This is a genomic window from Rhodopseudomonas palustris (assembly GCF_003591005.1).
In the GTDB taxonomy this organism is placed as follows: Bacteria; Pseudomonadota; Alphaproteobacteria; order Rhizobiales; family Xanthobacteraceae; genus Rhodopseudomonas; species Rhodopseudomonas palustris_K.
In genome coordinates, this window is the sequence record NZ_QYYD01000032.1 from 42,045 (window position 1) to 53,271 (window position 11,227).

Annotated in this window: 11 protein-coding genes; 5 read left to right on the plus strand and 6 right to left on the minus strand. The window is 64.7% G+C overall.

Features of this window, described 5'->3' with window-relative positions; all coding sequences use genetic code 11:
- Positions 1-122: 122 nt before the first annotated feature.
- Positions 123-2,096: an alkyl/aryl-sulfatase gene (locus tag D4Q52_RS23180; RefSeq protein WP_119858943.1), complete on the minus strand. Its 1,974-nt coding sequence runs from the start codon at positions 2,094-2,096 to the stop codon at positions 123-125.
- 193 nt (positions 2,097-2,289) lie between these two features.
- Here D4Q52_RS23180 and uvrB point away from each other — a divergent pair, with 193 nt between their 5' ends.
- Entirely contained in the window at positions 2,290-5,283 is a 2,994-nt protein-coding gene (gene uvrB, locus D4Q52_RS23185; protein ID WP_119858944.1) for an excinuclease ABC subunit UvrB, read from the plus strand.
- Between the two features lie 17 nt (positions 5,284-5,300).
- On the opposite strand, the gene D4Q52_RS23190 is transcribed toward uvrB, so the two are convergent.
- Together D4Q52_RS23190 and D4Q52_RS23195 are read right to left on the minus strand one after the other, a co-directional pair.
- Positions 5,301-5,627, minus strand: coding sequence for a (2Fe-2S) ferredoxin domain-containing protein (locus D4Q52_RS23190; protein WP_119858945.1), 327 nt, complete (start codon positions 5,625-5,627; stop codon positions 5,301-5,303).
- Positions 5,628-6,015: 388 nt separating this feature from the next.
- Positions 6,016-7,269, minus strand: coding sequence for an acetyl-CoA C-acetyltransferase (locus tag D4Q52_RS23195; protein ID WP_119858946.1), 1,254 nt, complete (start codon positions 7,267-7,269; stop codon positions 6,016-6,018).
- Between the two features lie 189 nt (positions 7,270-7,458).
- Between D4Q52_RS23195 and D4Q52_RS23200 the strand changes: the two genes are divergently transcribed.
- From D4Q52_RS23200 to D4Q52_RS23210, 3 genes are all read left to right on the plus strand, one after another.
- On the plus strand, positions 7,459-7,872 hold the full coding sequence (locus tag D4Q52_RS23200) for a hypothetical protein (protein WP_119858947.1): 414 nt from the start codon (positions 7,459-7,461) through the stop codon (positions 7,870-7,872).
- 382 nt (positions 7,873-8,254) lie between these two features.
- On the plus strand, positions 8,255-8,686 hold the full coding sequence (locus D4Q52_RS23205; protein WP_119858955.1) for a nuclear transport factor 2 family protein: 432 nt from the start codon (positions 8,255-8,257) through the stop codon (positions 8,684-8,686).
- A 172-nt stretch (positions 8,687-8,858) separates the two neighbouring features.
- Positions 8,859-9,299, plus strand: coding sequence for a hypothetical protein (locus D4Q52_RS23210; RefSeq protein WP_119858948.1), 441 nt, complete (start codon positions 8,859-8,861; stop codon positions 9,297-9,299).
- A 187-nt stretch (positions 9,300-9,486) separates the two neighbouring features.
- On the opposite strand, the gene D4Q52_RS26595 is transcribed toward D4Q52_RS23210, so the two are convergent.
- The 3 genes from D4Q52_RS26595 to D4Q52_RS23220 form a co-directional block, all read right to left on the minus strand.
- A complete protein-coding gene (locus D4Q52_RS26595) occupies positions 9,487-9,636 on the minus strand; it encodes a hypothetical protein (protein ID WP_182915419.1) in 150 nt (49 codons plus the stop codon).
- Positions 9,637-9,781: 145 nt separating this feature from the next.
- Positions 9,782-10,264 carry a MaoC family dehydratase gene (locus D4Q52_RS23215; protein WP_119858949.1) on the minus strand — a complete coding sequence of 161 codons (483 nt, stop codon included), beginning with the start codon at positions 10,262-10,264 and terminating at the stop codon, positions 9,782-9,784.
- A 19-nt stretch (positions 10,265-10,283) separates the two neighbouring features.
- Positions 10,284-10,745 (minus strand): MaoC family dehydratase, encoded by a 462-nt coding sequence (locus D4Q52_RS23220; protein WP_119858950.1) that lies wholly within the window; start codon positions 10,743-10,745, stop codon positions 10,284-10,286.
- An 81-nt stretch (positions 10,746-10,826) separates the two neighbouring features.
- On the opposite strand from D4Q52_RS23220, the gene D4Q52_RS23225 reads away from it, so the two are divergent.
- Entirely contained in the window at positions 10,827-11,120 is a 294-nt protein-coding gene (locus D4Q52_RS23225; protein WP_119858951.1) for a DUF4282 domain-containing protein, read from the plus strand.
- Positions 11,121-11,227 lie beyond the last annotated feature (107 nt).

Consider the following 11,227-nt stretch of genomic DNA (forward strand, 5'->3'; position numbering starts at 1 on the left):
GCGCGCAGCGCAGCTGCGCGAACCCGGAATCCAGAGCTGTTCTGCGACGTCGGCATTTCCACAACTGCGAGATTTCGGGTTCGCGCTGCGCGCGCCCCAAAATGACGGGGTGGGCCAGTGCCCTACTCCACCTTGGCCTTCACCGGCTCGATGACTTCGAAGTTCGGCGAGAACTCGTCGAACATGCCGAACAGCTCGCGCAGCTTCAGCGGATTGCCGGTGACCCACAGGTCGCCGGTCGCGATGGCGCCGAGGAAGCTGCGCTGCTTCAGCGAGATGGCGTCGAACGTCGGCCGGCTCAGCGTGACGCTGACGTCGGCGTCGCTGGCTAGCTTGCCGGCGATGTGCGACAGCGCCGAGTTCTCCAAAGTCATCGTGTATGTCTCTTTGGTGTCGCTGAAAGTCCAGTTCACGACGATGCGCTTGCCCTCGGCCTTGGCCGGATTGAGCCGGACCGCCAGGAAGTCGAACGCGAGATCGACCGACACCGCCTTCAGCAAGTCCGGGTTGGCCGTCGTCAGAGCCGTCGCGGTCAGGCCGCTGCGTAGCTCCTGCGCGCCGAGCAGATAGGCGTTGCGCCAGGTCGAGGCTTCGGCCTGGTAGCCGAGTTGCTCCAGCGCGTCGGCGCCGAGCGCGCGGGCGGCCTTGTTGGCCGGATCGGCGAACACCAGCTTGCTTGCGACGCTGGCGACCCAGCGATACTGCCCGGCCTTGTAATCCTCGCGGGCGCGCGCCAACACGGCGTCGGCGCCGCCCATGTAGTCGATCTCCTTCCTGGCCTGCTCGACGCGCGGCAGCGGGTTGAGATCGGCCGGGTTGGCGTCGTACCAGCCGAGATAGAATTGATACACCGCCTTGGCGTTGTGGCTCACGGAGCCATAGTACCCACGTGCGGCGAACTCGTTCGCCAGCGACGCCGGCAGCGTCAATCTTTCGGCAATTTCGGTGGGCGTCAGACCGTAGTTCATCAGCCGCACGCTCTGGTCGTGGATGAACTTGTAGACGTCGCGTTGCTTCCTGAGATAGCCGGCGACCCGGTCGCGGCCCCACACCGGCCAGTTATGCTGGGCGATCACCACATCGGTGCGGTCGCCGTAGCGATCGAGCGCCTCGCCGATGTATTTCGACCACAGCCGCCCGTCGCGCACCGCAGCGCCGCGCAGCGTGTAGAGGTTGTGCAGCGTGTGGGTGGTGTCCTCCGCCATGTTCAGGACTTTGAACTGCGGATAATACGAGATCATCTCGGATGGTGCCTCGGAGCCCGGCACCAGATGGAATTCGATCTCGACGCCGTCGATGCTGCGGGTCTCGTAGCTCTGCTGGATGGTGTCGTTCGGCGGGATCAGCGACACTGCGCCGAGCGCGAGCGCCTTGCCGAGCCCGGCATCGACCTGGCCGCGCGCGCCGACCGGCAGCGGCGCGCCGAACTGGAACTGCGCGCGCCGGCTCATCGCGTTGCCGGCGATCACGTTCTCGGCGACTGCATGCTCCATGAAGCCGGACGGCGCGATCACCTTGACCTTGCCGCTGGCCGCATCCGCATCGCTGATCAGCCCGCGCGCGCCGCCGAAATGATCGATATGGCTGTGGGTGTAGATCAGCGCCACCACCGGCTTCTTCGGCCGGTGCAGGTAGTACAGCTCCAGCGCCGCCTGCGCGGTCGGCACGCTCAGCGTGGTGTCGGTCAGGATCAGGCCGGTGTCGCCTTCGACGATGGTGATGTTGGCGATGTCCAGCCCGCGGACCTGATAGACGCGGTCTGCGACCTTGAACAATCCATTGGCGAGATTGAGCTGCGCCTGCCGCCACAGGCTGGGATTGACCGTCGGCGGCGCCGCATCGCCCTTGAGGAAGTCGTAGAGCTTCAGGTTCCACGCCGGCGGCGCGCCGGCCGCGCCGGCAATCACACCGCCCGGCAGCGGCGCGATCAACCCGCGCTGCGCGTCCTCGAAATCGGCGCGGTCCGCCAGCGGCAGCGAACGGGCGACCGTCTCGTTGGCCGCCCGCGTCGCTGGCTCGGCGTCGTTGGGTTGAGCGGTGGCGGCATAGGGCGCGAGCAGCGCAAGGACAGCCAAGCAGGCGGATCGGCAATTCATGTAAGCCTCGTGGCGTAGCAGACAGGAGTCCGCAGCTTAGAGTTCCGTTCGGTGGAGGGAAGTGCGGCGGCCAAATTCGAAAGGATGTTCGCCGCACCGGCCGCCGCGCAGCAGGAATTTCCACTGCTGAGATTTCATCTTCAGCCCGACCCGCTCTTTCATCGCTGATCGACTCTGCCCATATTCCTGGGCGATGGCGAAAACACCCGACACCCCGAAAAAGCCGGCCGCGAAGACCCCGCGCGCGCCGAAATCCAAAGCGCATCGGCCGGACGTCAAGCCGATCGGCCCGGCGCTGGCCGAATTGCTCAATCCGGCGCTGAACCGCGGCGAGGCCGGGCTCGGCTCCGGGACCGGCCTGCGGCCGCCGCCCGACAATTCGCGCGACCGTCGCACCGGTGGCGAAGCCGCGGTGCATCGCGGCCGGGCGTCGACGCCGAAATCCTTCCCAAACGATGGCGGCATGCCGCGGCCGACTCCGCTGCAGCCCTTTCCTCAGCCCGCCGGCGCCAGCCGGGGCGAGCTCGAGGAAGCGCCGCAAGCCGCGTTCGAGCCCGGCCAGGCCAAGCCGAACTACGGCACCGCGGCTACCATTCCGACGCTCGACCCCGAACTGGCGCGACAGCTCGGCTTGCCGACCGAAGAGGACGACGCCGAGGCGCTGGCGCGGCCGCCGCGCAGCAAAATGGAAGCGCTCGGCGTCAAGGCCACCGCAGATGCGCTGGAGAATCTGATCCGCGAGGGCCGCCCGGAATTCAAGGGCGACGACGGCAACGTCAAGCTGTGGGTGCCGCACCGCCCGCCGCGGCCCGAGAAGTCCGAAGGCGGCGTCCGCTTCGTCATCAAGTCGGACTATGAGCCGAAGGGCGACCAGCCGACCGCGATCAAGGAACTGGTCGAAGGCGTCGCGCGCAACGATCGCACCCAGGTGCTGCTCGGCGTCACCGGCTCGGGCAAGACCTACACCATGGCCAAGGTGATCGAGGCGACTCAGCGCCCGGCGATCATCCTGGCGCCCAACAAGACGCTGGCGGCGCAGCTCTACGGCGAGTTCAAGAACTTCTTTCCCGACAACGCCGTCGAATACTTCGTGTCGTACTACGACTACTACCAGCCGGAAGCCTACGTTCCGCGCACCGACACCTATATCGAGAAGGATTCGTCGATCAACGAGCAGATCGACCGGATGCGCCACGCCGCGACCCGCGCACTGCTCGAGCGCGACGACGTCATCATCGTGGCGTCGGTGTCGTGCATCTACGGTATCGGCTCGGTCGAGACCTATACGGCGATGACCTTCGCGGTGAAGCGCGGCGAGCGCATCGACCAGCGCCAGCTGATCGCCGACCTGGTCGCGCTGCAATACAAGCGGACCCAGGCGGATTTCTCGCGCGGCACCTTCCGGGTGCGCGGCGACGTCATCGACATCTTCCCGGCGCACTACGAGGATCGCGCCTGGCGGATCAAGACGTTCGGCGACGAGATCGAGGCGATCGAGGAATTCGACCCGCTGACCGGCCACAAGCAGGACGAGCTGGAATTCGTCAAGATCTACGCCAATTCGCACTACGTGACGCCGCGGCCGACGCTGATCCAGGCGATCTCCTCGATCAAGACCGAGTTGAAGTGGCGGCTCGATCAGTTGCACGCGCAGGGCCGCCTGCTCGAAGCGCAGCGGCTCGAGCAGCGCACCACCTTCGACATCGAGATGATGGAAGCGACCGGCAGCTGCGCCGGCATCGAGAACTACTCACGCTACTTGACCGGCCGCCGCCCTGGCGAGCCGCCGCCGACGCTGTTCGAATACGTGCCCGACAACGCGCTGGTGTTCGCCGATGAGAGCCACGTCTCGATCCCGCAGATCGGCGCGATGTTCAAAGGCGACTTCCGCCGCAAGGCGACGCTGGCCGAATACGGCTTCCGCCTGCCGTCCTGCATGGACAACCGGCCGCTGCGCTTCGAAGAGTGGGACATGATGCGCCCGCCGACGGTCGCAGTGTCGGCGACGCCGGCGGCGTGGGAGCTGAACGAATCCGGCGGCGTGTTCGTCGAGCAGGTCATTCGCCCGACCGGACTGATCGATCCTCCGGTCGACATCCGTCCCGCCCGTACTCAGGTGGACGATCTCGTCGGCGAGGTCCGCGCCACGGCGGCGCGCGGCTATCGCACGCTGATCACCGTGCTGACCAAGCGCATGGCCGAGGACCTCACCGAGTTCCTGCACGAGCAGGGCATCCGCGTGCGCTACATGCATTCGGACATCGACACCATCGAGCGCATCGAGATCATCCGCGACCTGCGGCTCGGCGCCTTCGACGCGCTGGTCGGCATCAACCTGCTGCGCGAAGGCCTCGACATTCCCGAGTGTGCGCTGGTCGCGATCCTCGACGCCGACAAGGAAGGTTTTTTGCGCAGCGAGACCTCGCTGATCCAGACCATCGGCCGCGCCGCACGTAACGTCGACGGCAAGGTCATCCTCTACGCCGATCACGTCACCGGCTCGATGCAGCGCGCGATGGACGAGACCTCGCGTCGTCGCGAGAAGCAGGTCGAGTACAACGAGGCCCACGGCATCACGCCGGAGAGCGTCAAGAAGTCGATCGGCGACATCCTCAACAGCGTCTACGAGCGCGACCACGTGCTGGTCGAGATCGGCGACGGCAAGGGCTCCGGCTTCACCGACGACGCCGCCGCGATCGGCCACAATTTCGAGGCGGTGCTGGCCGATCTCGAAACCCGGATGCGCGAGGCCGCCGCCGACCTGAACTTCGAGGAAGCTGCGCGGCTGCGCGACGAAGTCAAACGCCTGCGCGCCACCGAGCTCGCGGTGATCGACGATCCGACCGTGAAGCAGCGCGGCGTCGCGGCGAAGGCGGGTAGCTACAAGGGCGACAAGAAATACGGCGCGTCCGCCAACATGCCGAAACTCTCGACCGAACGCGGCGGCAACAACACCCCGCGCAGCAAGGTGCACAAGCCCGATCTCGATGAAATGGGTATCGCCGGCTACCACGAATTCAAGAAGGTGCAGCGCGCCAGACCGCGCAAACCGACGCTGGACGAGATGGGCCCGGGGACGGAGAGCAAGATTTTTCAGCCGACGTCATCACGTGAGTCCGGGCCGGAATTTGGGCCAAGGTCGACGGGTGGTGCGCCGGGGAGAAGGGGTGGGTGGAAGAAGAGGTAGGATCGCGCGGAAGCATCCTACTCTTCGTTCGTGCGCGTCAATACAGCCACCGCCTCGTCTGCATCGTCCCGAGTCTCTACAAGCACATACTCCCCTCGCCTCAGCGTCGCCGCGCTGGCGGTGACAACCGCGCGCTTGGGGCATATGCCCAAGCAGCCGGTGGTGACCAACTTGGCTCGCTTGCCACTACGGGCGGCGGCGACCTGCTTCAGCTCAGCTTTCAGCGCCTGCTTCAGCTTCTTGCCGCTGTCGATCTTCGACAGACATTTGCCGCAGATCAACACCGGCGGCGGGCGTTTGGGACGGGCGATGATGAGGGAGGATTTGCTGGGCATGATCGTCATATAGGGACGATCGGAATTTGTAGGATGGGTTGAGCGCAGCGAAACCCATCAGGCCTCGGGCGCGGGAGTGATGGGTTTCGCTTGCGCTCAACCCATCCTACACCGCCTGCACGGCTGCTCCGTCATTGCGAGGAGCGAAGCGACGAAGCAATCCAGTTCCGTACGCTGGGCTGGATTGCTTCGCTCGCAATGACGGAAGGATGGGTCACTACGAAGTCAAGGAAGACGTGGATGGCCGGGACAAGCCCGGCCATGACGGTGGAGAGGTCGTGGACGGCAAAAAGGGCGGCGCTTGTGGCGCCGCCCTTCGATCACTTCAGCTCTGGTCGCGGGGCGATGGGTTTCGCTGCGCTCAACCCATCCTACGAGATCCCGAGCGGCCCTCGGCTCACACCCGCTCGATGATGATCGCCGGGGCCATGCCGCCGGCGGCGCACATCGTGACGAGGCCGCGCTTGAGGCCGCGGCGCTCCAGCTCATCGAGCACGGTGCCGACCAGGATGGCGCCGGTGGCGCCGATGGGATGGCCGAGCGCGATCGAGCCGCCGTTGACGTTGACCTTTTCACGGTCGAGGTCGAGGTCCCGGATGAACTTCTCGGCGACCACCGCGAAGGCCTCGTTGATCTCCCAGAGGTCGATGTCCTCTTTCTTCAGACCGGCCTTCTCCAGCACCTTCTTGGCGGCCGGCACCGGGGCGTTGAGCATCAGCGTCGGATCGTCGCCGATATTGGCCATTGCGACGATCTTCGCCCGCGGCTTCAGGCCGTGCTTGTCGGCATATTGCTTCGACGTCAGCAGCAGCGCCGCGGCGCCGTCGACGACGCCGGACGAATTGCCGGCGTGGTGGACGTGCTTGATATCGAGGTCCGGATATTTCTGGTTGATCAGCTTGCGATAGGTGGTGCCCTTGTCGTCGAGCGGATAGTCGGCCATCGCGGTGAAGGCCGGCTTCAGCGCGGCGAGGCCTTCGGCCGTGGTCTCGGGCCGCGGATATTCGTCCTTGGCCAGCACGACGTTGCCGTCGTCGTCCTTGACCGGGACGATGCTCTTGTCGAAGCGGCCTTCCTTGATGGCGATCGCGGCACGGCGCTGGCTTTCGAGCCCGAGCGCGTCGAGATCCTCGCGGCTGATGCCTTCCATCGTGGCGATGGCGTCGCCGCAGATGCCCTGATGCGACTGCGGATGCACCTTGGCGAGGCGGGCGTTGCCCGAGCCCATGCCGAGCGGCGGCTTGCCGGCGGCCATGTCTTCAGCCGCCATTGCGCCGGTCAACGACATCATCTCGGTGCCGCCGGCGATCACCACGTCTTCCATGCCGCTCATGATCTGCGCCGCGGCGAAGTTCACCGCGGTGATGCCGCCGCCGCAGAAACGGTCGAGCGTGGTGCCGGAGGCCTTGATGTCGTAGCCGGCGTCGAGCGCCGCCATGCGGCCGAGGTCGCCGCCCTGCTTGCCGCGCTGGGTCGAGGTCGACCAAATGATATCATCGACTTCCGCGGTGTTGAGCTTGTTGCGCTCGGCGATCGCCTTGAGCACGGTGGCGGCGAGATGTTGCGGATGCATCTCCGCCAGCTTGCCCTTGCCGACCTTGCCGATGCCGCGGGGGGTGCGGACGGCGTCGATGATATAGGCGTCGGCCATTTCTTGTTCTCCCTGTTGTTGTCTGATTTATCGGGGTTGTTTATTCGGGCTTGACGGCGAGATTGTCCGAGCCGGCTGTGAAGTCAAGCCTTGGACACGGTGTGGCGAATTGCCATTCCGCGCCGCCGCACGCATATTCCGCCGCGACGAATGTCAGGCGAGTTCGGGACGACTTGGGGGATAATAGGAATGGCCGACGCCGATCTGGATGGCATCATCCGGCAGCTCGCGAAGCAGCAGAACAAGGCACTCACCGGCGCGGTGAAGGCGCGGCGCGATCACTATCTCGGCCTCGCCGCCAAGGCGAAGGACCCGAGCGGCAAGGCCCGCGCCAAGGCGCTCGCCCAGGCCGCGATGGAGCAAGGCTCGGTTGCGGCAAAGCGGCTCCTGGTCGCTGCCGAGAACGCGGCTGACGCTTACGCCCGCGCGATGCGCAAGGCGGCCGGACTCGCCGCTGCCGAACAGGCGAAAGCCGCCAAAGCAGCCGAAAACACCTCGGCCGCTGCGCCGGCCGCGAAGCCCGCCCGCAGCAAGGCCAAAAAGTCCCCAGCCGCCCGCAAGCCGAATGCCGGCAAGGCGACGGCGCGCAAAGCGAAAGCCTGATCGAACGTTTGCGGCTCAAGCCAACTGCGGCTGCAGATGGCTCGTGCTGACGTATCAAGCCGCTGGTCGCTCAGACAGCTTTCCTGCCGAACGTGTATGCGTCGAAGCCCGCCGAACAGCAGGCAGCTGGCATCAGGTGCGGGCACCCAGTCAGCTCTGAGGCGCCGCAAATCTGCGCTCTGCCTCGGTAAAACGGCGTTCAGGCCGCAATGCCCGACCGGGAGGCATGTGCGAATTCTTGTGCATCGCACAAAAGTATTTGCGTTTTGATTGCAATACATCTATTCGCCCCGGTATCAGCGCAGCAAATGTCCAAGGGCGCGGCGACAAAGATGTTGCCTTGGCGCCGCTGCCGCCCCCCTTTCACAACCCGGAATTTGCCATGACAGAGCACAATCTCTGGCGTTTCTCGCGTGCGTTGCATCGCGCTTTGAACGAAGGCCACCATCAAGAACTGAGCGACATGATCGACGAGGAGATCGATTGGGCAATGTACGGCCCGATCGAGATGTTTCCGTTCTTCGGCTCACGTCAGGGCAAAGCCGCAGTCCTCGAGGTCTGCCGGCAGATCGCCGACAACGTCCGTATCCACCGCTTCGATCGCGAGGCGATCATGCTCGGCGTCGACACCTCGGCATCGATGATCCGCTACTCGCTCACTGCGCTCGATACGAACAAGCCAATCAGCCTGCGGATGGCGCAGTTCACCCAGTTCAGGCACGGCAAGCTCGTCAACATGCGGATCCTGATCGACACGTTCGATCTCGTCGAACAGGCCATGGGTCATCCGATCAGCCTGCCGCGGATCGCATGACGGCGAACGCGCGGCTGGCATGTTTATCAAATCGTTAGTATTTTCGTCGAAACATCGGACCAACGCCGCAGATTGGCCGCGATAACGTCAAATTGCGCTGTAGTGATGGTTTCTCACCTTGGCGTGCGGGGGACACACCGCGCTGCTCGACGCTCATGCAAAGGAACAGCCGATGAATGCCATTCCATCCGAGAAGACCGAGACACCCGAGATCGACGAAAACCTCGCCGCGGTCTCCGAGGTCGAAGCGGGTATCCGCGACTTCGTCCGTAACGATATCGCCTATCTGCGCCGTCCGTCGGCAGGCGCGTCGGCGACCGAGACGCCCGCCACTGCCCCCGCCGCGCCTGCACTCGATGCCAGCGCCGAAGCCACGGTGTCGAACGTCAACTCGCTGATCCAGCGCGTCGCCGGCACCTCGCTGGCCGAGATCGAAAATCTGATCGGCGAACTCGAAGCCCTGCGCGACCTGCTGCATGCCGAAGGTCAGCGCGTGCAGCGTGAGATCTCGGGCTACGCTCAGCTCAGCCAGCAGGCGATGAAGTCGACCCGCATGATCTCGGACAACGTCGCGCAGTGGAAGCGCAGCGCCGAGAACCTGCGCAACGGCTGATCGCCGCTGTTAGACTCGCACGCCGACATCAAAGCAGCCATCGCGAGATGGCTGCTTTTTTCGTTGTCCGCCTTCGAACGTGACGGATCGGCCGCAGCCACCTGCGGTGGCCGCGCATCGCGCGCTGATCCGAAGTAGTTAAGAAAGAATGAAAGCCGCGTCGCTTAGCGCGCGGAGCCTCGACAGCTCAGTCGCTGGAGGCGGTCGCGGCCGGCACGTCGAGGGAGTAAGCGCCGTCGGCGTAGCCCTTCACCACCATGCCGGTGGTGATCATGACGGCCAAAGTGATGGTGGCGAAGATGAAGCCCACCCATTTAAGTCCAACCTGGTCCGCCATCGTCTTCTAGTCCCCTCGTCCTGCAACTATGTCGAGCAATGCCCGTGCAGGGTTCACAACGCCTTAATAGAACGGCCGTTCCGCGGCTGTCGCGCAGAAAACGGACACAATTGGTTAAAATCAGAACGGCTGTTGCCCCGTGGCCTCAGTTTGCGACTGTGCGCCTCGGCACGAACGCGGTGGCGAGAAACGAGAACACCAGCTCGCCACGCTGATTAGTGCCGATGTTGCGGGCTTGAACGATCCCCCATTCGGGCCGCGAATCAGATGCACGCAACGAGACGATCTCGTTAGCATAAGAGATCGTGTCTCCGGCCAGCACCGGCTTGTGCCAGCGCAGATCACGAAAGCCCGGCGAAGGGCCCCAGACCGCGATTGTCTCGCCACGCGCAGCCTCGGCCGCGGCCTCCTTCTGCCGCTCGAGCACCAGCAACCGCATGCAAGCCGAGGCAATGTGCCAGCCGGATGCTGCGAGCCCGCCGAACAGCGACTGGCGGCCGGCTTCCTCGTCGAGGTGGAACGGCTGCGGATCGAACTGCTTGGCAAAAGCCACGATGTTGTCGGCGGTGAAGTCATAGGAGCCGAGCTCGCGGCGCAGCCCGACATGCAGGTCTTCGAAGAAACGCATCGGTTGACTCGCTGTGCTGCTAATTCGCCGCGACCGCGTCGCGGCGCCTGATGATGATTGGCGAGACCATCTCGCACAGCATCTGACCCTTGGCGTTGCGGACGTGGCACTTGAAGGTAACAATGCCGGTCTCGGGGCGGCTGTTCGACACCCGCGCCTCGACGACGTCGACCTCGATGGTGAGATCGTCGCCGGGCCGCAGCGGGGCCAGCCAGCGCATCTCGTTGACCCCCGGCGAGCCCATCGAGGCAGTGTCCTTGATGAAGCCGTCGTACATCATCCGGAACATCACCGACGACAGATGCCAGCCTGAGGCGGACAGGCCCTGCAGCATCGACTCGGCGGCCGCGCGCTCGTCCAGATGCATCGGCTGCGGATCGAATTCGGCGGCAAAAGCGACGATCTCCTCGCGCGTGACGCGGCGTGGACCGAAGTTGCCGAAGTGACCGGGGGGAAAGTCTTCGAAGCTCAGGAGGGTCATGACATTTGCTGGTAAGAGGCCCGATTGTGGCCGCACTTGGCGGCAATCACAAGCCGCGATCCGATTGCTGGGGAGATCACTATGTTCAATTTTCGCGACCTGTTTCAATGGGACCGCTTCATCACGCCGACGATTATCAAGCCATTCTACTGGCTGGTGATCGCCGTCACGGTGCTGTTCGGCATTTCGGGGGTGTTCTCCGGCCTTGCGGCCATGGCGATAAGCCCGTTCGGCGGTTTCATCGTTGTGCTGTCCAGCCTCGCCTCGATCCTGGTCGGGATCGTTTTCACCCGGATCGTGTCGGAGTTCATCCTGATCGTCTTCCGCATCAACGAACACCTCGGTGCGATTCGGGATCAGCAGGGATTCAGGTAGATCGGCGCGGGGGGGCCGGGGGGCGCGGCGATTTTTTTTTAAGGGGGCGCGGCGCGCGCCCCCCCCCGCCCCCAAAATTTTGGGAGGGGGGAAAACGGTTGTGGGGG

Excerpts from the sequence above, each read along its gene's own strand:
- D4Q52_RS23215 (WP_119858949.1), bottom strand. The coding sequence starts at position 10,264 with ATGCGTTTCTTCGAAGACCTGCATGTCGGGCTGCGCCGCGAGCTCGGC.
- uvrB (WP_119858944.1), top strand. The coding sequence starts at position 2,290 with ATGGCGAAAACACCCGACACCCCGAAAAAGCCGGCCGCGAAGACCCCG.
- D4Q52_RS23190 (WP_119858945.1), bottom strand. The coding sequence starts at position 5,627 with ATGACGATCATGCCCAGCAAATCCTCCCTCATCATCGCCCGTCCCAAA.
- D4Q52_RS23200 (WP_119858947.1), top strand. The coding sequence starts at position 7,459 with ATGGCCGACGCCGATCTGGATGGCATCATCCGGCAGCTCGCGAAGCAG.
- D4Q52_RS23205 (WP_119858955.1), top strand. The coding sequence starts at position 8,255 with ATGACAGAGCACAATCTCTGGCGTTTCTCGCGTGCGTTGCATCGCGCT.
- D4Q52_RS26595 (WP_182915419.1), bottom strand. The coding sequence starts at position 9,636 with ATGGCGGACCAGGTTGGACTTAAATGGGTGGGCTTCATCTTCGCCACC.
- D4Q52_RS23220 (WP_119858950.1), bottom strand. The coding sequence starts at position 10,745 with ATGACCCTCCTGAGCTTCGAAGACTTTCCCCCCGGTCACTTCGGCAAC.
- D4Q52_RS23180 (WP_119858943.1), bottom strand. The coding sequence starts at position 2,096 with ATGAATTGCCGATCCGCCTGCTTGGCTGTCCTTGCGCTGCTCGCGCCC.
- D4Q52_RS23225 (WP_119858951.1), top strand. The coding sequence starts at position 10,827 with ATGTTCAATTTTCGCGACCTGTTTCAATGGGACCGCTTCATCACGCCG.
- D4Q52_RS23195 (WP_119858946.1), bottom strand. The coding sequence starts at position 7,269 with ATGGCCGACGCCTATATCATCGACGCCGTCCGCACCCCCCGCGGCATC.
- D4Q52_RS23210 (WP_119858948.1), top strand. The coding sequence starts at position 8,859 with ATGAATGCCATTCCATCCGAGAAGACCGAGACACCCGAGATCGACGAA.